Annotated in this window: 20 protein-coding genes; 2 read left to right on the top strand and 18 right to left on the bottom strand. The window is 50.2% G+C overall.

The annotated features are described in order from the left end of the window. The first annotated feature begins 17 nt into the window (after positions 1 to 17). Together K9N57_13640 and K9N57_13635 are read left to right on the top strand one after the other, a co-directional pair. Entirely contained in the window at positions 18 to 1,982 is a 1,965-nt protein-coding gene (locus K9N57_13640; protein ID MCF7805224.1) for a 2-oxoacid:acceptor oxidoreductase subunit alpha, read from the top strand. A 134-nt stretch (positions 1,983 to 2,116) separates the two neighbouring features. Further along, positions 2,117 to 3,079: a 2-oxoacid:ferredoxin oxidoreductase subunit beta gene (locus K9N57_13635; GenBank protein ID MCF7805223.1), complete on the top strand. Its 963-nt coding sequence runs from the start codon at positions 2,117 to 2,119 to the stop codon at positions 3,077 to 3,079. A 237-nt stretch (positions 3,080 to 3,316) separates the two neighbouring features. On the opposite strand, the gene K9N57_13630 is transcribed toward K9N57_13635, so the two are convergent. The 18 genes from K9N57_13630 to K9N57_13545 form a co-directional block, all read right to left on the bottom strand. Further along, entirely contained in the window at positions 3,317 to 3,739 is a 423-nt protein-coding gene (locus K9N57_13630; protein ID MCF7805222.1) for a cytochrome c, read from the bottom strand. Between the two features lie 111 nt (positions 3,740 to 3,850). After that, positions 3,851 to 5,218 carry an NAD-dependent succinate-semialdehyde dehydrogenase gene (locus K9N57_13625; protein MCF7805221.1) on the bottom strand — a complete coding sequence of 456 codons (1,368 nt, stop codon included), beginning with the start codon at positions 5,216 to 5,218 and terminating at the stop codon, positions 3,851 to 3,853. A 402-nt stretch (positions 5,219 to 5,620) separates the two neighbouring features. After that, positions 5,621 to 6,160, bottom strand: a complete 540-nt coding sequence (locus K9N57_13620) for a hypothetical protein (protein MCF7805220.1) — start codon at positions 6,158 to 6,160, stop codon at positions 5,621 to 5,623. Positions 6,161 to 6,196: 36 nt separating this feature from the next. Continuing rightward, the gene (locus K9N57_13615) at positions 6,197 to 6,388 is read right to left on the bottom strand and encodes a hypothetical protein (protein ID MCF7805219.1); all 192 of its coding nucleotides are present in this window, start codon (positions 6,386 to 6,388) and stop codon (positions 6,197 to 6,199) included. Between the two features lie 77 nt (positions 6,389 to 6,465). Beyond that, positions 6,466 to 6,621 carry a hypothetical protein gene (locus K9N57_13610; protein MCF7805218.1) on the bottom strand — a complete coding sequence of 52 codons (156 nt, stop codon included), beginning with the start codon at positions 6,619 to 6,621 and terminating at the stop codon, positions 6,466 to 6,468. A gap of 11 nt (positions 6,622 to 6,632) precedes the next feature. Next, the gene (locus K9N57_13605; GenBank protein MCF7805217.1) at positions 6,633 to 8,441 is read right to left on the bottom strand and encodes a hypothetical protein; all 1,809 of its coding nucleotides are present in this window, start codon (positions 8,439 to 8,441) and stop codon (positions 6,633 to 6,635) included. Between the two features lie 422 nt (positions 8,442 to 8,863). After that, positions 8,864 to 9,901, bottom strand: coding sequence for a hypothetical protein (locus K9N57_13600; protein ID MCF7805216.1), 1,038 nt, complete (start codon positions 9,899 to 9,901; stop codon positions 8,864 to 8,866). A gap of 10 nt (positions 9,902 to 9,911) precedes the next feature. Beyond that, entirely contained in the window at positions 9,912 to 10,862 is a 951-nt protein-coding gene (locus K9N57_13595; GenBank protein ID MCF7805215.1) for a hypothetical protein, read from the bottom strand. Beyond that, positions 10,846 to 12,189 (bottom strand): sigma-54 dependent transcriptional regulator, encoded by a 1,344-nt coding sequence (locus K9N57_13590; protein MCF7805214.1) that lies wholly within the window; start codon positions 12,187 to 12,189, stop codon positions 10,846 to 10,848. The genes K9N57_13595 and K9N57_13590 overlap by 17 nt, the downstream gene beginning before the upstream one ends. Further along, positions 12,182 to 13,579, bottom strand: a complete 1,398-nt coding sequence (locus K9N57_13585) for a HAMP domain-containing histidine kinase (protein ID MCF7805213.1) — start codon at positions 13,577 to 13,579, stop codon at positions 12,182 to 12,184. Before K9N57_13585 ends, K9N57_13590 begins: the two co-directional genes overlap by 8 nt. Before the next feature lie 214 nt (positions 13,580 to 13,793). Continuing rightward, positions 13,794 to 14,807 (bottom strand): hypothetical protein, encoded by a 1,014-nt coding sequence (locus tag K9N57_13580; protein MCF7805212.1) that lies wholly within the window; start codon positions 14,805 to 14,807, stop codon positions 13,794 to 13,796. Positions 14,808 to 15,047: 240 nt separating this feature from the next. Next, the gene (locus tag K9N57_13575; GenBank protein ID MCF7805211.1) at positions 15,048 to 15,683 is read right to left on the bottom strand and encodes an OsmC family protein; all 636 of its coding nucleotides are present in this window, start codon (positions 15,681 to 15,683) and stop codon (positions 15,048 to 15,050) included. Positions 15,684 to 15,732: 49 nt separating this feature from the next. Further along, positions 15,733 to 16,473, bottom strand: coding sequence for an isoprenylcysteine carboxylmethyltransferase family protein (locus K9N57_13570; GenBank protein MCF7805210.1), 741 nt, complete (start codon positions 16,471 to 16,473; stop codon positions 15,733 to 15,735). 188 nt (positions 16,474 to 16,661) lie between these two features. Beyond that, complete coding sequence (locus K9N57_13565) at positions 16,662 to 17,729, bottom strand: alpha/beta fold hydrolase (protein MCF7805209.1); 1,068 nt, start codon at positions 17,727 to 17,729, stop codon at positions 16,662 to 16,664. Positions 17,730 to 17,899: 170 nt separating this feature from the next. After that, on the bottom strand, positions 17,900 to 19,075 hold the full coding sequence (cfa, locus tag K9N57_13560; protein MCF7805208.1) for a cyclopropane fatty acyl phospholipid synthase: 1,176 nt from the start codon (positions 19,073 to 19,075) through the stop codon (positions 17,900 to 17,902). A gap of 193 nt (positions 19,076 to 19,268) precedes the next feature. Further along, the gene (locus tag K9N57_13555; protein ID MCF7805207.1) at positions 19,269 to 19,631 is read right to left on the bottom strand and encodes a redoxin domain-containing protein; all 363 of its coding nucleotides are present in this window, start codon (positions 19,629 to 19,631) and stop codon (positions 19,269 to 19,271) included. A 99-nt stretch (positions 19,632 to 19,730) separates the two neighbouring features. Further along, the gene (locus K9N57_13550) at positions 19,731 to 19,976 is read right to left on the bottom strand and encodes a redoxin domain-containing protein (GenBank protein ID MCF7805206.1); all 246 of its coding nucleotides are present in this window, start codon (positions 19,974 to 19,976) and stop codon (positions 19,731 to 19,733) included. 230 nt (positions 19,977 to 20,206) lie between these two features. Then, the gene (locus tag K9N57_13545) at positions 20,207 to 20,548 is read right to left on the bottom strand and encodes a peptide deformylase (GenBank protein ID MCF7805205.1); all 342 of its coding nucleotides are present in this window, start codon (positions 20,546 to 20,548) and stop codon (positions 20,207 to 20,209) included. Positions 20,549 to 20,612 lie beyond the last annotated feature (64 nt).

Genomic DNA, 20,612 nt, shown 5'->3' with positions numbered 1-20,612 from the left:
TCAGGAGATAAATCACTATGACCAATACACAACGACTCGATCTCAACTGGATGATCGGGGGCGCCCAGGGCAGCGGTGTAAATTCCACGGCGCAACTCTACGCCAAACTCATGACCCGCCTGGGCTACCACGTCTTCAGTAATATAGAGTATCACAGTAACATCAAAGGGAAACACAGCAACTTCCGGGTGCGCACAGCCAACTACCCGATTCGCTCCCATCGGGAGCACGTCGACGTGCTGGTCGCCCTGGACGAGGAATCCCTGTTCGGGGATTTCTACCAGCGGTATCCCACACACCGGGGTCACGCCGGTAAAGTAAAATCCGGTGGCGCTATTATTTACGACTCCAATGAAGTGCCGGACGCTCAGGATCGTATCGATGATCAAGAGATTAGACTATTAGGAATCCCGTTCCGCGAAATCCTCAACGAGTCCCTGGAGGAAGTCGGCAAAGGCGGCGAAGGCAAAAAGTACAGCATCATGGGCAATACAGTGGCGTTCGGCGCCAGTATGGCACTGCTTGATATACCCGAAAAACAGATGGAAACCGCCGTGCGGGAAGCCTTCGCCGGGAAGAAATCTCTGGCAGAGATGAACGAAGTCGTCGCCAGATATACATATAACTATGTTCAGGACAATTTCGGGGACAAGATAGAGCCGCATTTTCCGTCCCCCGGTCTGGAGAATCAGATCCTGATCAAGGGATCACAGGCAGTAGGTATCGCTAAGTTTAAGGCGGGGTGCGGATTTCAGTCCTACTACCCGATTAGTCCTGCCACTGATGAGAGTGTCTATCTGGAACAGCATCAGCAGGATTTTCCGATGCAGATCATCCAGACGGAGGATGAAGTTTCCGCCATCAATATGGCGGTTTCGGCAACGCACGGCGGCGTGCGGTCGTCGACCTCGACCTCAGGCCCTGGATATGCACTCATGGCGGAAGGAATGGGATTCTCTGCGATTACAGAAGCGCCGGGACCGGTGGTCTGCCTGTACCAGCGCGGCGGACCCAGCACCGGGATTCCCACACGACAGGAACAGGGTGACCTGCGGATGGCGCTGCATTCCGGACAGGGTGACTATCCTGCAATTGTGCTCGCCCCCGGTGACGCCGAGGAATATTTCTACGATACTCACAAAATATTCAATCTCTGCGACCGGTATCAGGTGCCTGCTGTGCTGCTGCTGGATAAACACATCGGTCGATCCTCGGTCAGCATCCAGCCGTTCGATACCTCAGATCTGGAAGTGGATAGGGGTCCACGATTCAATACCGGCGAACATGAATACCAGCGATATCAGTTCGATGGCAGCCCGGTGAGTCCCCGGTCCATTCCTGGCGAAGAAGGTGGCATCTTCTGGACATCTTCGGACGAACATCAGCAGGACGGTCACATCTCTGAGGGGATCGGGAACCGGATGAGTATGATGCACAAGCGGATGTCGAAGCTGAAACTGCTGCTGGAAGAGTATCCGGAAGATTCGCAGGTCAAGGTCTTTGGTAATCGGGATTCCGATGTCGCTGTCATCTCCTGGGGCTCAAATAAAGGAGTGCTGCAAGACCTACTTGGTTCGCCCGCCTCGGAAAACCAGCCGGATTTCCGGTTTATCCATCTGCGCCTGATTAATCCGTTTCCGGAGCAAGCACTGCAAAAGGCGCTGGATGGTGCGGAGACCATCATCGTTTTGGAGCAAAATTGGGGTGCACACCTGGCCGGTCTGCTGCAGGAGAAGCTGGCAAAACCGGTAGACGTTCGAATCTTGAAGTTCGATGGCCGTCCCTTCTCCTACGACGAAGCCTCTATCGGTATCACCGACGCTATCGAGAATCCCAGAGAGAGGATCGTGCTTACGCGCGGGGCAATCCGGGATGAGGAAACATGGGGCTACGAGGAGGTGCAAAATCTGCTCGACGAACGGGAACGTCGTCCCCGGCAACGAACACCGAGCGTGCCGCTCCCGCCGAATTATAACCGGTGAAAATCGGTATTATAAAATACTTAGGAAAGCCTCGCAATGAGATTGCGAGGCTAGAATAATTGTTAGCCTTGGAATCTCATTCCAAGGCGGATAAGGGCAATAATAAACACGATAACACTTTTAAGGATATAGATATGACAAAAACCAACAACGGACAGAAGAAATATAAAATACCTGATTACAAGGCAGATAACATTCACAACGACTGGTGCCCGGGATGCGGCGATTACGGAATTCTGAGCGGAATCCAGATGGCGCTGGCGAATCTGGGGCTCCCGCCGCACGAGGTGGCGGTGATCAGCGGCATCGGTTGCTCCGGGAAGACGTCTCATTATATCAACGCCTACGGATTCCATACGCTCCACGGGCGCGTCGTACCGAACGCAACGGGGATGAAACTGGCAAACCATGACCTGACAGTACTTGGCGTTGGCGGCGATGGTGACGGCTACGGCATCGGTGCGGGACACTTTGTCGCCGGCGGCCGCCGGAACCTGGATTTCACCTACGTCATCTTTAACAACAACATCTACGCGCTGACCAAGGGACAGGCTTCGCCCACCATCGGCAAGGGTGAGCAGACCAAGACCATGCCGGAGCAATCGATATATAATCCTATTAATCCGGTGGCCCTGGCCATCTCTTCCGGGTACACCTTCGTTGCCCAATCGTACGCCCTGGATGTAAAATACACGGCAGACATCATCGCCAGAGCCATTCAGCACCCCGGCAGTGCTGTAGTGGATGTCCTGCAGACCTGCCCGGCCTTCAACAACCTCCATACCAAGACCTGGTTCGAGGGCCTGGATCGTGAGGAGAAGCAACCACGCCTCTACAAACTGGAAGACGAAGGCTATGACGGAACAGTCCCGGAGCCTGAAAATCCGGACTCGGTTTCGAAGACGAAAGCCGCCGCCATCGAGAAGGCGTTAGCGTCGAAAAACGGCCGGATTCCCGTGGGTGTCTTTTATGAGCACCGAACCGCAACCCTGGAGGATTATCTCAGCAAAAAGATCCCGGCGCTTGCATCGACTTCGATGGTGAAAATGGATATCTATGACAGGGATATTTCGCCGCTGTTGGATGAATTGCGATAAAGATGGGTATACGGAAAAAGGTATAAGGTATAGGGGTATAAGGGAAAAACTGGTGACCTAATTCCCGCCGGGATGGGATTGGTCACCGTTTCTGTCGGGAGATTATATCGTATTACGTATTGCGTATTACATAAATATCGATCTGAAGTTGAAGGATACGCAATACGCAGTACACAATATACTTTTCTTTTGAGCTGTTACCCGAACACTCAAACACTCGAATACTTTAACACTGTCTTAATTATCCTGCGCGCCTTCCGCGATCCAGACGAGAATCGTCTCAATCTGGTCTGAAGAAAGGGAGCCACCCTGCGGCATACGTTGCCCGACATTCAAATCGGGATTGGCTAACAACTTTTGATACAATACGCTGGAGTCGGGTTTGGACGCTACCACCCGTTTGAGCGGAGCGTACCCCTGACTCGTTACCCCGACTAGATTGCCATACGATTCCGACGCTTCCAGGGAAAGTCCACCATTTGACGGATGACAGCCGGTGCAATTGTTATTGAAAATAGGTTGGACATCATCGGAAAAAGAAACATTTTCAATTGTCCCGTTTCCATTTCCGTTTTCATCTTCGGGCTCTGTACCCATATCGCAGGAGACAATAAGCCCCGTTATAAGAATGAAGCCGGTAAACAGTACTTTTTTTATCATTTTGACCTTCCAGTTTGCTTTTAATCATTACTCACCAATTATTATGTTAACCTAACATACCAGCGGGAACAATCTGTCAGCTCCCTTACAATGCAAAATATGCAGGTACGGCTACTCACCAATCCAGATGGTTTTCGTATTCACAAACTCCCGGATACCGTGATACGATAGTTCTCTGCCATAGCCGGATTTTTTGATACCGCCGAACGGCAGGCGGGGATCGGACTTTACCATCTCATTGATAAAAACGCATCCGGCTTCAATATCCCGGCTCAACGCCTCCGCCTTGTCCAGATCCTGTGTCCAGAGCGAGGCTCCGAGGCCGTATTTGGTATCGTTGGCAATGTCGATGGCATCCTGTTCGCTTTCAGCGGGGATTATAGCAGCCACCGGACCGAAGGTTTCCTCTTCATATACAGCCATTCCCTTTTGCACATTGGCCAAAACGGTCGGCTGGTAAAAGTAACCTTTTCCATCAACCGGATCACCGCCCAAAAGTAAATCAGCGCCGTCAAGCATACTCTGCTTAACCTGGTCATGCAGATCGGCCCGGAGATCCTCACGGGCCAGCGGCCCGATCTGGGTCTCTTCATTCATGGGATCCCCAACTTTCAACGTACGCATTTCCTCCACATATCTTTGCATAAATTCGCCCAGGCGTTCCTGGACCACGATAAACCGCTTTGCTGCAATGCAACTTTGCCCGGAATTAATGCAGCGAGCGTTGACTCCCACCTGAACAGCCTTTTCAATGTCGGCATCACCGAGGACAAGAAACGGATCGCTGCCCCCCAGTTCGAGTACGGTTTTCTTCAGGGAATTCCCAGCGATTTCAGCGACATTTCTCCCGGCGATCCCGCTGCCGGTGAGCGTCACGGCCATTACCCTGTCATCCCGTATGATCTGTCCGACCTTTTCCGAGCCAATCAACAGGGACTGAAATACGCCATCCGGAAAGCCGGCGTCCCGGAAAATCTCTTCGATGGCATTGGCACAGCCCGGTACATTAGAGGCGTGTTTCAACAGCCCGACGTTTCCTGCCATCAGTCCTGGGGCGGCAAACCGGAAAACCTGCCAAAAGGGGAAATTCCACGGCATCACCGCAAGCACCGGTCCCAGCGGCTCATACCGAACCATGCTCTTTTTTGCGTCGGTTTGCACCGTTTCTGTTTGGAGGAATTTCTCCGCTTCCCCGGCGTAATAGTCGCACACCCACGCGCACTTTTCGACCTCTGCGCGAGCTTCGGTGATTGGCTTACCCATCTCCTGGGTCATTAGTTGCGCCCATTCGTCATTTCGGGTGCGGAGAGTTTCGGCTGCTCTGCCCATCAATTCGGCGCGTCCCCGGAACGAAAGTTCCCGCCACTGTTCGAACGCGTTTGTCGCACTTTTCAGCGTGGTCTCGATCTCTGCATTTGAGTGCTCATCATATGAGCTAATCATATTTTCGGTCGCAGGATTTACGGAACGTAGCGCCATACTTCACCCCCTTCTGTAGATTGCGGACTGTATTTGAAATCTGAGAAATTAATATGCCGACAAAACTGGTGAATTGCAAATGGCTGTGAGTTAGTATTATAGTATTCAGATGTTCGGATAAAAGCCATCAAATTTGGTACTGCACCATTGTTCGTATTGCGTATTACGTATTCCGTATGGGTAATCTACTGTCAGTGATTGTCCCGATGACGATACGGAATCGGCAACGGAATATTTCTTAAGATATATCACTCAAATCCGGAAAATACACCGGGGAAGCCGCCGAAAACCGTTCCGACGATACTATTGCCGGACGGGAATGGGGCCATCGGGATAGCTTCCCCGGAAAAATTATGGGAAGAACTACCTAGTGAAATTATCTATGTATCTATGATTTATATGTCAATCCTCCAGTGGATTCATTCCAGTATCGATCTGATAAATTTCAATCTTATCCACCAACATCCCACCAGCAACAAATCCGCCGGAATACATGCTGATCACGAGCGTGTCGCCTTCGGAACAGTAGACCTTCTCCTCTGCATTATAGTGTGTCCAGGTTGAATCCTTGACGGCAATTGCTTCCCCATCCATCAAATTCTGACTTTTTCTGTGCAACTTTATTCCGCCCCCCGCATACACGACTTTTCCCCATGCGCTGATACTATAATATGCTCCGGTCGCATTCACGGGCAGCTCCAGAGATAGGTGTGGGATGGTGCATCCGCCGGAAACAAACAGAGAATATTTTCTTCCAACCGGTGGGGTATCTTCACGACGTAATTCATCCCCGTATCCTGCCCACTTTTCATTATCTTCATCCGGTTCGAAGGAGAACCAGGCAACCCGCTCTCCACCAGCGCCGGGACTCGATGGCAAGTCACAGCTTTGACTGATTGTGAACGCAGCGAGTAATCCGAGAACCATCGTTAACTTATTCATTTACTGACTCACCTGATTTCAGTTTGCCACAACATGTTATTTATCATTTTCACCACTATCGAACAAATCCACCACCGCTCCGCGCGCTGTCCAGACCAGCCCAATAATGAATGCTGCTAGGATCAACCGCAAATACGTTAACAGCCCTCCCATCTCTGGCAGATCCAAGATGATAATTATAACTACAATTCCTCCGAATCCGGCAAGCAGAATGTGAAAAATCTTCATTGGCATATTCATCCAAGTGTCCGAATCAGAAGTTCAAATATTTCCGTATTCTTTCGGAAACCTCATTATATTGTACTTTACTCTCCCAGAGATCTACAGGCGTTACCACGGACCAGGAACAATTCGTACACGGCATTCGCTCCATCCATTTCCCCATCAACAAACAGACGGTAATATCCGGCGGTAGAATACGCCGAGTCCAACCAGGTAAAATCAGTCCCTTCGACGAACATTTTACGAGTACCTAAAACAGAAATTCCATGCCGATTTTAAACTCCTTGGGTTCCAGAATGGATTCACGCAACGCCCCGGTAATGCGCAAGGCATCCTTGTATTTCAGGGTAATGCCTGCATTCATCTGGTATTCTTCAATGAATTTATTGGTGCGCGGGAAGTCATGGCCCTCAACGTAGGAGCGATCAGACTGTGTCGTTGTTTCACCGTTAGTCGTCCGGATTTCCTCATCATGAAACACAATCAGATCGTATCCTTCATTGGCCTCGATGGTTCGTATCAGTTTTGTCAGCCCCACCTGGAATTCCACACTGTTACCGATTTCGACTATTGCGCCTGTGGGAACGGCAAAGGTCAGGTAGGTTTCTTCACGGGACCACCTGAATTTTTTATCATCCTTTTCCCGGATGGAATGGTAACCGGGATTGGAGGTGCCCGTGCGATCATACGCGCTAAATTTTTCGCCGACAAAAGGTTCTGTCGCGCGTTTCTTGTCCTTCCGGAAATCACCATAAATACCGCCAAAAAACCGGAGATAGGTCTCAATCCGCCACTCGGCACCGACCGATCCCGTATAGCGCTTATACCGGAATGATCCGGTGCCCGTTCGCTCCAACTCCGACCAGGATTCGTTGGTATATTGATACGGCGCATTGTTGTAGTCGTCCCAATAATAGTAATCGCGATAACTTCGTCCCCAGGTGGATTCGGATTCATCAAGATCCGCATACCGGTGTTCTCCATAGATGGCGTAACGCAGAGTCGTCTCCGGGTTGATTTCTCTGGTACCATGAATTGATGAATAAAGCGTGAATCCGTCATACGCCCATTCCTTGTCGCTGGCAGATTTCCCATGACTAAACGATTCACGGTAATTCACCGAATCGGGACCGATGTATCGATACGAATAATACCGCGAGGAATCCGCCGAGGAATACTCCCGGGTCACATCGCCGGTCATAAAACCAACATTAATTCCGATAGTTCTGTCGGGCTCAGGTTTACCAATCACGCCGACGGCAATATCGTGTGTCATCCTGTTTTGGACGCGGTTTTCTTTTTGTCGGGAGTAACTTAAATATTCATCGGCCCAATTGTTCTCGTCATGTCTATCCATATCCAGATAATTCCCGTCGGAATCTTTGATCAACAACCCATACCGCAGTCCCAGAGATAAGCCGGAATTAATTGCGTATGCCGCGAATCCGTTGATTCCGACGCCGCGCTGGATAGTGGCGTTGTCCCCTGATTCCACCTGACGGTAATCGTTATAAGGATCGGATTCCGCCGTGGAATAGCGGATTCCAACAGCATCCTCTGCAAACCAACCGTACCGATACCAATACGGTTGATAGAACTTCTGTTGATCGTAATAATATTCGAATGTCGCTCCCAGGGATACGGGAGAGCTCTCCCCCTGTGGTTTTCCAAAGAAGGCCAGACGTAACAGCGGCTCACGGCTCCCGGGCTCGCTGACTTCCCTGAAAGGAGACCAGTAGTACGGCATAACATCGTAATTCTCATATGGGTTAAACTGCTTCCGTGGGTCAGAAGTATGGTTCCCGGCGACATCCATATAGATATACTGGTTTTCCAACCTGCTTAAAAACGCTGCATTCTGAAAAGCCTGATCCAGCGGTTCCTGATATAAATACCGAAAGAACGGTCCGAAGGCAAGTTGACGGGTTGAGGTCATCTGCATAGGCTGCAGAAAATCGCCGGGCAGACGAAAATCGGTGGCCATTACCGAATAGTCGGGGTACCAGGCGAAGACCTTAATGCTGAGCAAACACAGAAAAATGCAAAGCGTCTTTTTCATCAATATGGCTCCATACGAAATGAACGGATTATCAGTAGTTACTAGTCATTTCACAAACCGTATGCCATACATCATGTTGCCCGGTTCCCCGGCGAACCTCAACAAATGAACCTGCCCGCAAAACGCTGTTCCGCCGGATTTGTCCGGTGAAAATTCTTTTTCGAGGATCAGAAAAGCGTACTTCGCCCTTCAGATTTCTGAAACAATTTTCAAAACTCTGAAAGATGAAGTGATGTTAATGTCTCAAAGTCTTCGGGAATGTATCACTGTCGAATCTGGACATGTATTGTGTGTCTACTCAATTTTGCCAAAGAACTTTTACGTAGCAGGGTTTACTTATCTCACCACCGTTACCGACTCCCCCCCTCAAGAATCGACAATGGAATGCTTCTCATGAGAAAGCATGCCGTACGACCAAACCATCAATGCAGGGAATACTTAAATCCGATCTCCACCAGTGCTTTGTTGTAATACACTCTATTGACAAGTGTTTCGTTATTCAGGTAACTGATCTGGAAATACAGTGCAGAGGCCGGGGCATATTTTCGTTCAATCCTGAGATACAACCTGTTTTGCGCAGGCTGTTCCGGATCGCGATATTGGGTACGCCCTCCGGTGATCGTCGTTGCATACCGCTTTTTAGCCAGATACCCCGCCAGATGGTATAGCATATTTTTTGACAACCGGCCGGAGATCGTCATCCCGGCGCGGAACTGTGCAAATTCCCCCAGAACGCTGTTAGAGGTTCTCAATTCGTATCCGCATTCTCCACTCATAATTATCCGCCCGGTATATCGGATTCGGAGTACACCTGTAAATCCACTGTCCCGTTGATATGAACTGTTCGGGACCAATAACGAGTCCTCATCCACGGTAAACGCCGGATAATCTTCCGAACGCATTCCAAAATATTGTGCAGTGACTCTTGTGGTAAGATTGTCAGCGGCCTGGTAGAAAATTCCCAAATTCAGATTCGGATTTGTAAAAGCATACCGGTATCCACGCTGTATCCGGTAAAGTCGATAGCCTGCTCCCATAGAGGTTGAAAGCCGGTGAGTTATACGTTTTTCTCCGGCAATATCGTACCTCGACCAGGTATAGGTCCGCCCCTGCCCTCGGAAGGACTTCTGGAAATGCTCAAATCCGGATCGGAACCGAAAATTCTTGTTAACTTGGTAAACTCCGGACAGTTTCGGTGAGATAACTAATTTGCTCTCGTTGAAATAGGTGGATTCCAGGTCCAGCTGAGAGGTAATATCGCCGGACACGGAGAACCTGTCAAACTCCAGGTTATGCCCAAGCCGTCCCGTGACCCTGGCACCGAATGAAGTGTATGACACCGCAGCACTTTCAAATACGTTGGAATCGAACGAAGGGGCGACGGAAAAGAGTCCGCTGACAGCTAAAACAATCCCAGGCGTGAAAAACAGCAATCCCAGCCAGATTCCCGTAGCGAGCACCGGAGCACGCTTAATCTTTCAGTTCCTTCCGGATGCTTTCCAGCAATCTTTGATATTCGTTACGGCTCCGCTCTAACCGGTCAATATCCTCTTTGACGGCAGTCTTACTTCCAGGTGAAACGTCAACTTTCGCCGGTACCTGCTGGAAGTCCTGGCCTTCTTCGTCGATTTTCTCTATCCGGTCAGCTGATGTCTCTATACCTGAATTGTAGTCGTTGAAATATCCCTGAGAGGGACCGGATTCTCCCGCTCTAGTATTCCCCCCAACTTCTCCTGCTCGACTTACGTCAGCGTCAGTCTGACTCTGGAGTTGAATATTCTCCTGAAATTCTTCCATGCTCCGGAGCAGGGACAGATCGTTGCGTCGTGAAGTCATCAGGGAATCCAAGAGCACAATTTTCTTCTCAAGCACCCGCTGCAAATCCTGTAGCACCGTCTGTCGGGTTTCAGAATCCTGGTACAAATTATTAACGATATCGGTATAGTCCGGCAGCGCTCCGGTAGTCGGGTTTTTTGTTATTAACGACTTGATAATGACGTTCGTCAACTCGCGAAATTGTCCGGAGGGCATATCCTGCTGCTGCGGATTCCTGAGAACATCCTGGTATGTTGCCTTTAATTCTTCAAATAAACTGTCCCTTTGCGCATTCTGGCTCTGTAACCGGCGGCTAATTTCCCTGAGCGAATCCGCCACTACGACCAGGTCCTCGCTTACACCGGCTTGCTGCATATTGATAATCCAGCCGTTATACCAGCGATGGTTATCCCGCAGCCGCTGTTGCCGTTCCAATAGGGACTGCTGCCGCCCTTCATATATCCGGCGTTGCTCCATAAGGTCCTGATACCGTGTTTCCGCACTGATGTACTCCTGCCAGGCCGTTTCAAGTTCCTGGGCCGGTAATAAATTCCCCCAGGTGAAGAAGAACACTACGCACAATACGATTTTATGAACTTGCTTCATCCTGAATTCCGTACTTTTCCATTTTGTAATAAAGTGTGCTGGTGTTGATTCCCAACAGACGAGCTGCCTGCTGTTTAACGCCGCCTGCTTTTTTCAGTGCATTCAGGATCATTTTGTATTCCGTAGATTCCAACACCTCCGGCAAAGAACCATCTGGCAGAGTGTCCCTATCTTGTAGATCATCCAGATAGATATCCCGTGCAGTAATCCTGTCCGTCCGGTTGAATACTAGCAGGCGCTCCAGAAAATTTTCCAGCTCCCGAATATTCCCGGGCCAGGCATAATTTTGTAATTTTTCCACCGCAGATTCTGTCCATTCGGGTAACTGTCGTCCAAGCAGACTCGATTTTTCTTGCGTAATCCGTCTGACCAGTGCCGGAATATCGTCCGTTCGATTTCGGAGTGGCGGGATATACAGCGGCACAACATTCAAGCGGTAATACAGATCTTCTCTGAAGTTATCCTGCCTGATTCCCTCCTTCAAATCTTGATTTGTTGCAGCGATTACGCGGATATCCACCTGTATTTCTTCTCCACCGCCAACCCGATGAAAGGTATGATTCTGTAACACCCGGAGTAATTTCACCTGCATCCGGGGCGAGATCTCTCCGACTTCATCCAGAAATATCGTTCCGTGATCCGCCTGTTCAAACACTCCATTATGTTGTTGTACCGCCCCGGTAAAGGCACCCTTCTCATGGCCGAATAGTTCGCTTTCAAGCAGTGTCTCTGTGAGTGCACCGCAGTTCACTGCCAAAAATTTTTCGCTACTTCGGTGGCTCTCCCTGTGAATAGCTCTGGCTGCCAGTTCCTTCCCCGATCCGCTTTCCCCGGTAATCAACACCGGACTATCAACTCTGGCCACATCCCGGATTTTCCCGAACAGTTCCTGCATGACAGGTGTTGTGCCGACCATCTCATGGAATACGTTTTTTCCCTCCGCATCGCTCCTCACCGTTCCTTCCAACACATGCTCCACCTTCGTTCGCAGTTCATCGATGGTAAACGGCTTGGCAATAAAATCCCTGGCGCCCAGTTTCAATGCATTCACCGCGATGTCAATAGTACCGTACGCCGAGATCAGGATGACCGGAACGTCCGGATTAGAGGCTTTAAACTCCTGTAACAGATCCATACCGCTTTTCCCTGGGAGTTTGAGATCCGTAATTACCAGTTCGGGCTGTGTTTCGCGATACAAGCGACTTCCGGTATTTCCGTCTGCCGCGCTTTCGATGGTATATCCGGATTTTCTCAACACGGTTTCGATGCCGGATCGCATGGTTTCGTCATCTTCGATCACCAAAATTCTCATTTCGGAGTTATTCATCTGCCTTTACCCCCGGAAATCTCATGGTCACAGTTGTTCCTTGTCCGACTTCACTTCTTACGAAAATCGTGCCATCCATTTCCTCAACCATGTTCTTTACGATGGGCAAACCGAGGCCATAGCCCTTTTCCCGGGTGGTAAAATACGGCTCAAAAATCGATTCCTTGTCCTCCGGCGCGATACCGGATCCAGTATCAGATATTTTCAGGCAGACCTGATCCTCTTCTTCGGTAACTGTTATCGAAATTTTGCCCGATTCAGATATCGATTCGATACTGTTGTTCAATACATTCAGCAGGGCCCGCCGTACTTTCGATTCATCCGCCCGGACTTTCGCATCGCCGTTGCAATGGAGTTGAATATTCTTGCCGCGCAGATCAGGTTGTACGAGATGTTGCACGTCACGGATGACTTCGGAAAGCGTGATGATTTTCAGGTTGCTTTTTCCTGGTCGGGCGTAATCCAGATACGAGGAGACTGAATGTTTCAGGCTGCTCAGAGATGTTGAGATATTCCGAAAGTATTCCGCATACTCGCTGTCCGGTGCCAGGTCTTCCCGGAGCAGTCCGGTATAGATTTCCAGTCCGCCCAGCGGATTTTTAATCTCATGGGCAATACCGGATAAGAGTTCCCGGTTCCGCTCCTCGTTTTCCCGGATTTCTGCATGCATCTCGTTCAACGCTTTACTCAGTTCCCCAAGTTCGTCTTTTCTATCCAGTGTTACCTGCGGTGTACTCAAATTTTTACTGATGGCACTGGCATAGGTCGCCAATTTTTCCACTGGTCGGACCAAATTTCGGGCAAACAGAACCCCAAGTACACCGGCAACGACAATTGCCATCAATGCGATCCAAAACAGGGTGCCTGCCAACTGGGTAAAGAACGTGAGAAACTGAATCTCTCCCCAGATAACGCCGTAAACGGTCTCCGCATTTTCCAGATGAACCGGGGAGATGGCAAATTTGACATACCGTCCCTCCCGAATGGGAAAAATTTCCGAGACCTGTGTCTCAGTCGACTCAGCGGTCCCCTTCATCCCGGACACTGATTTTTTCAATAGCGACATTTCCGGGAATTCCCTGCCAGCGGCAACCAGCTGGTTGCCGTCTCTGGAAAAAAACCCGATCCCCCGAACGCCGCCAATGACAAACGGACGGACTTGATCGGCGAGTCGCATGCGAATGGTTGGCAAATCCGGTTCCTCGTCCAACGTTGCAAGGAGTGTAGGATCAGTCTGTTCATTAGCCAGGCGGAGCAGCGTCAGCATCTGCTGATCGAATTCCGTCTCCAGAGCCGATCGCGTGTACCAGTAGAGCGGGACAGTTAACGCCGCCAGACTGAGTGCTAGAATGCCGACGACAATGAGTAATATTTTGATACGGAGTTTCATGAAATTAATGTGAGAGTTTCCAAAATATTAAATCCCAGCCCTCTCATCATACTCCTTGAGAATATTAAATTGTATTCCGTCTATCCAGAGGAAAAATATATTCAGATTACGATCCCCCGCAAAATGCCAACCCTGGTGCTCACATGACAGCGCTTTTGCTTTGCACCGATTCCGGAACTTATTATTCGTATAACCAGGTAGAATAATTCTCCTGTTATTCTCTGAGACCGGTTTTTAGATCCTCCCAGACAGCAGTCTTAATCCAATAAATATCCGGGTTCCCGTTTTGTGGCGACCTGTGCATTTGTTCAAAAAATCGGCGGGACAATTGGGTTGGCTGCTGACCTGCCGCAGGCAGCCTGTCTGACATAAAAAACAGATATACTCCGTCCGGAGAGACGTATGGTGAATATTCTCCCGGAGCACCGGAATTGACCTGTGGCCCCAAATTCACCGGTTCCGTCCAGTTATCCGCAGTATCCCGAAAGCAGATATAGTAATCGGTCGCCCCATAACTGTCATCTCTTCCATAGATTGGGAGAATCAGATAGCTCTCGTCCGGTGCGATGAAGGCATTGTACCGGGATTGGCCCGAATTGACATGCGACGGTAACCGGACTGGTTCTTGATATTCTCCATCCTTTAATCGGGAGCGCATGATAAAACCAACAGGACTTTCCGGCTCCTGACGCGTGAAATACAGCGTGCCGTCCGTGGTGATTGACGGGAAATACTCTTCTGCCTCTGAATTGACCGGTTCTCCAAGATTTTGCGGCATTCCCCAGCCACCATCTTTTCGCTCCATAACCCAAATATCTTCGTCACCGGCTGTAGTGTCCCCGCTGGCGGTATCCGGCCGGTTGGACATAAAGAAAAAACGCTGCCCATCCGGTGAAATGCACGGCTCCAGATCCCACCATTCGGGATTAGACGAAAACGATGTGACCTCCGGCTCGGCCCAGCCGTCTTTCATCCGCTTTGTGACCATAATAGCGGTATAATTGTTCCGGGCAAGTACTACGCTGAAATATATCTCCTCGCCGTCCGGAGTCATGGCGAGATCCCGCTCGTACATTCCCGTTGAAATAATTCCCGGCGCAAACAGTTCGGCGTGTTCTCCCTCTGGTTCAGGTGTTGGATACCTGCCAGGATGAATTTGATCCTTGCTGGCACAGTGAGAAATCAGGGAGATAAGGACGATAATTGCGGGGACGCCTGTTCGATTCATTTTTACTCCTTCTGTGCATTGCAAAAAAAGATGAGAATAGATTTTTTAATCTATGGAATCAATGTTTACCAGGGAAGAAAATTCCGGAGACATCTCTCGATTCCCGGGAGGGGTGCAATTTATATTTTGACACCTGAGGCCCCCAGTGATGAACAATTAGTATTTTCTGAGGCAAAAAGCAAAGCTGCCATCCCGCCGAAGCGGGATGGCAGCTTTTAGGCGTCCCTTTATCCGGAGAAATTATTCGCCGAATTCATATTCCGTCTCTACGGCAACCCCATTGCGCAATGTTTGTAAATTCACGCAGCTGTATTCGGACGCTTTCAACAATTTTTTGACTGCTTTTTGCGGGACACCATCCGCAGCCTGAATGGTGATATACGCCCTCATCTGCTGGAACTGGACGGGCACATCCGGGTCGACACGCAGGGTGCCACGGACATCTGCCATTGAGGAGACCTTCACTTCCAGCTCCTGCAAAGGTATTTGCATATAGTTTGCGATCATTCTGATAGTCGAGTGCAGGCAGGTCGCCAGCGCCGCACAGAGCAGATTCCCCGGATTCGGCAGGTCATGATCTCCGCCAACCGCGCGGTGAATCCCGGTTTCCAATTGCACGTCGTACTCCTCGTCCCCCGGATTTCCCCAGGGATAGAGCGCGTCGTCTTCGGCGCCGCCTGTGGAGTGGCCGAAGTCGATCTCCCCGTGCACAGCATCGGGATCGGTTCCGCCAACCGTTCCCGCCCAGTCCACAATCTTTGCCTCGCCTGGCGCTTCCCGGTAGCGCTGTTTGAGGGGCTCCTGCCTGTTTCGCATACTGATTTCACCATTGGTTTCTAACCCCGGAACTTTTGTTTCAACTTGTGTATTCTCCATAATTTACCTCCGTTTATTCCTGTTCACTGGTATCAACTAATAATTCAGATTAATTTTCTTGTGTCTGCTTAGTAAGGGGAATAAGCATCGGCACCTGTTTTCTATATTTTCGATACCGCTCGCCAAACTGGCTGATCAAATCCCGCTCCTCGAATTGAATACCAGCGAGGATGTAACTCGTCATCAACGTGGCAAATAAAAGGTGCCCTGCTGTCATGGTGGGCGTCGCCCAGAATACCATGAGAAATCCGACCATCAGCGGATGGCGCACATATCGGTAAAAGCCCGGGGTCTGAAATTCCGGCGACTGCAGTTCTTTTCCCCTGACGTATGCTCGAACCTGTTTAAGTCCAAAGAGGTGCCCGCTGCTGATGAGTTTTGCTGAGACCAGTACGACAACCCATCCGGCCCCGTAGATTCCGGTAATCACCCAACGGATCCATGGGAGATTAATGTTCCACACCACCACCGGGATCGGTTTCCACTGCCAGAACAGCAGTCCAAGGACAGCACAGGTAAACAATACGTACGTGCTGCGCTCCATGGACCTCGGAAGTACTCTGGTCAACAGCCGTTTAAATCCCCGGCGGGCCATGCCGCTGTGCTGGATTCCAAAGAGACAGACCAAAAGCGCATCCAGAACTATTGCGTACGCCAACGGCACCGCCGGGCCGGCATTAATCGTTTTTGGCACGATGAAATCGCCGAGAAATCCGACGGTATACAGAAAGGTCACTAAAAATGCTGCATAGCAAATGATACCGTATGCCAAAACAAAATATCTCTTCATACCTCACTCCATTTGTTCCCAGTGCTAACTGTTTACAGGGTGAATCCCATGCACAAAAAAGATACTATCCGCATGAGACGATGTCGTGAGGGCTGGCCTTCAAATTTTTCGGTTTATTCGCGAAATGGAATAGGGGCAAACACCTAGACAAAAAAAATGGATAAAAATGGTTATACGGAAGACTCCGACTACCCGAGACCGGATTCCCGGGCAAGGACAATGGCCTTCGCACGGTCACTGACCTGGAGTTTACTGAAAATCCGGTTGATGTGATTTCCGACGGTTTTCGGACTGATAAACAACTGCTCAGCAATCTGGGAGTTGCTGTCTCCCCTGGCAATAAGATCGAGTACTTCTCTTTCGCGTGGCGTGAGCTCTGGAAAGATATTATCAGTATTTTCCGGGTTTTTCTGTTCTGATTTTCCACCGATGAATGCGTAAAACTCCGTGAGAAAGCGATCCCATGCCGGTTCATCTTCCAGCAATATATGGTTCTGACTTTCCAGCGCCACAAACCGGGCATCCGGGATTGCCGCCGCGATCTCACATCCCTGCTCGAACGAAACCACCGCGTCTCCCCTGGAATGCAAAACAAGCGCAGGGACTTCTACCTTCCCAAGCAATTCACTGACATCCAAGCTTACGACCATCTTCAGGATTTTGACGGCAATATCCGGAGAGGTGGATCGGCGCTGGAGTTCGTTGTACCAATCCATCTGCTCGGAGGTGGCCTCCGGCATGAACAGGGTGGAAAAGAACTGGCGAAACGCCGGATTGTCCTGCCCCCAGCCGCTTTTCATCAGTCCCAGCATGGACTGGATTTGTTCGCGTCGCTCCGGGGAGACATTTTGCTGCTTTTGCAAACCGAATGCGCCGTGGAGAATCAGGTGGCTGACCTTGTCCGGATGCCGGACGGTGTATGCCAGTGCCGCCGGCGCCCCGGAGCAAATGCCCAGGAGCGGAAATTTCTCGAGACCCAAAGCGTCCACCACTGCTTCCAAATCTTTGACTAACGCATCCAGAGACAGGTCATTCGTCTCCCATGCCGATAAACCACAGCCGCGCTGGTCGTATCTGACCAGTGTATGTTGCTCCGACAGTTCGGTAAGCCAGTGATTCCAGACCGGGCTGTCCCAGTCGAATTCCAGATGACTGAGCCAATTCGTGGTCATCATAATTGGCAGCCCGCTCCCGGAGGTCGCATATCCGATTCGGGTCCCGTCAAAGGAGTTACAGAATTTGATTTCCTGGTTCATTACCGAAAAATTGTTTTGATTGAAAAGCACTGTAACGTATGAAACAGGAGATTGTTTTTCCAGAGAACTATCTCACCGAAAGATGCCATCCCAACTCGGCGGGATGGCATCTTTTATTACAGTACTATTTCACCGCGAATGACGCGCAAAGCGATCATCCGCGGATTCTTTCAGCGTTGATTCTTTGCCGGTACTTCTTCCCAGTTGGTGGTCAATTCAGATTCCGGGATGTCGACTCTGCTCTCTGGCTGCGGTCGCCCGACCTTCGTCATCACCACCTGCCAGAGCTGGGTGTGCCGGGCGCGAAATCCGCCGGCGCTGCTGAGCAGATAGTACCGCCACATCCGGTGGAAGCGTTCGGAGTAGTTCTGCTGCAACTCCGGCCACGCTTCCTCGAAATTCCGGTGCCAGGCCAACAGGGTGGTATCGTAATCCGGACCAAAGTTATGCCAGTCTTCCATGACAAACAGCCGTTCCATGGATTTGCCGATCTGCATGATCGACGGGAGCATTCCATTGGGGAAAATATATTTTGCCGTCCATTGATTGGTTGTGACGGAACTGACATTCCCGCCGATGGTATGCAGCAGCGAAATTCCGTCATCTTTGAGGCACCGATCCACCGTTTTCATGTAAGTCCGGTAATTTTTATAGCCCACGTGCTCGAAAAATCCGATGGAGAGCACCCGGTCGTACGCACCCTCGACCTCCCGGTAATCCAGAAGTTTAATCTCAACCGGCAACGAGGGATCTCTGTGTCCTTCAAACCACTGCTTTTGCTGTTTGGAGACGGTGACACCAGTCACCTCTACGCCGTATTCCTCCGCGGCATATTCCGCAAATGAACCGAAGCCACATCCGAGGTCCAGCACCTCCATTCCCGGTTCCAGTTCCAATTTTCGACAGATGAGTTCAAGTTTGGCTTCCTGTGCCTCGTCCAGATTTTCGGCGTTCTGCCAGTACGCACAACTATAATTCATCCGTTTATCCAGCATAGCCTCGAACAGGTCATTCCCGCGATCGTAATGATGCTCGCCGATCTGATAGGCACGATTTGAGCGCTGAAGATTCAGTAATTTCGCTTTCATAAAATGCCAGTAGAACTTCCAGTTGCCGCGGACTTTACTGTGAAGTCCGGTCTTTAATATCCGGTAGAAAAACTCATCCAGCGCCTCGCATTCCCACCACCCGTCCATGTAGGATTCGCCCAGTCCCAGGGCTCCCTCGGCCAGCACCCGTCGAAATACGCGGTCATCCCGGACTGTAATATCCCAGGGATTTTCGCCGTTGAGATGAATCCCAGCCTGTTCCAATAGTCCTTCGAACTGCTTCTGTGATTTCGCCATTTTGACCTCCTGTCGGGTTAAAACAGCGTTTATACTTCTTTCAAAAAATGTCAAACAATACTTATATCAATGTGAGGAATGCGACAGATTTTTACAAGAGTGAATACAAAAAAAGAATTGAATGTAATAACCCGCTTTAAGCCAGGCATACGGTTTAAAGCGGGTTATTTTACTTAACTAAGTAGGAAGTTCTCTACTCTCCATTCGGCTTCCAAACTTCCCAGATTTTACCGACCATCTCCGGGCCGGGCTTCAGGGTCATCTTGCCGGGCTTCCATTCGGCGGGGGTGGCTTCAGTACCTCCGCTTTCACGTACATGCTGGAAGGCCTGCACCTGACGGATCGTTTCTTCCATGTTACGTCCGACAGGTGGGGTGAGCGTCTCCATTCCCTGGATTACACCATCCGGATCGATGATAAACCGTCCCCGGAGTTCTACACCGGCGTCTTCATCGTATACGCCGTAGACTTTGCCGACGTTACCGGAACCGTCCGACGCCATTTTCCATGGAATCCCACCTTCGACCATCTTGGATAATTCGTGTTCTTCCCACATCTTGTGGACAAACTGACTGTCGACACTGACTGAAATAACTTCTACACCGAGTTCTTGCAACTCATTATACTTGGCTGCGACCGCAGCTAATTCGGTTGCTCAGACATAGGTAAAATCGCCGGGATAGAAGCAGAGCAGCGTCCAGCTCCCGAGATAATCACTGAGTTTTGTTTGGGTGAATTCGCCGTTATGATACGCCGGGGCTTCGAAATCGGGGGCCGGTTTTCCCACTTGTGCCTGTTTCATGGTCTTTTCCTTTGGTTGAGTTGCCTGTTCAACTTCTGGTTCACGGGGTGCCTCACCAACGCGCGCACCGGTTGGCCTGGCACAACCACCTTCAGCCATAGATTCCTCCTTTGGTTACGATTTGCGGTTTATCTGTATAATGGTAGCACTGTATTGACAACGGCAGAGGAAAACCTCCCCAGGGGGATTGGGAAAGCGCTTCACTTTTTCTCGAAGCATTAACCATGAGACTGTCCTGAATTATTCGCTTAAATTTGCGAAACCCCAACTCGAAATACAAAGATAATCATTCCCAAATACTCGTTTTCTCACAAATTATTAAGTTCTAATCATCCAATGGGCGCTCTCCCCTGCGACAACTCCCGCAGCTGCCGTTCCAGTAATTGCCGCTCAATCGTGGAAGCATGATCGATAATCAGTACTCCGTCCAGATGGTCCACCTCGTGCTGGATAATCCTCGCCGGGAAGCCTTTCGCTTCGAATTCCAGGGAATTCCCCGAAATACCTATAACCGTCACCTTGAGGAGATACTCTCTGGTTACGTTGACCTGGATCCCCGGCAGGCTCAGGCAGCCCTCCTCCAGCTGGTACTGATCCTCCCGGTAATGGATTTCCGGATTGATCAGGGTGAGGAATTCATCCTCACCTTTGATCACAATTAACCGCTGCAACAAACCGACCTGGGGAGGCCAAGCCGAGCAACAGATATCCCCAGGAGAGAGAAACACGTTATCC

The sequence above is a fragment of the Candidatus Neomarinimicrobiota bacterium genome (assembly GCA_021734025.1).
In the GTDB taxonomy this organism is placed as follows: Bacteria; Fidelibacterota; JAANXI01; order JAANXI01; family JAANXI01; genus JAANXI01.
The sequence above is the reverse complement of the archived record's forward strand: the minus strand, read 5'-3'. Positions and strand labels throughout refer to the sequence as shown.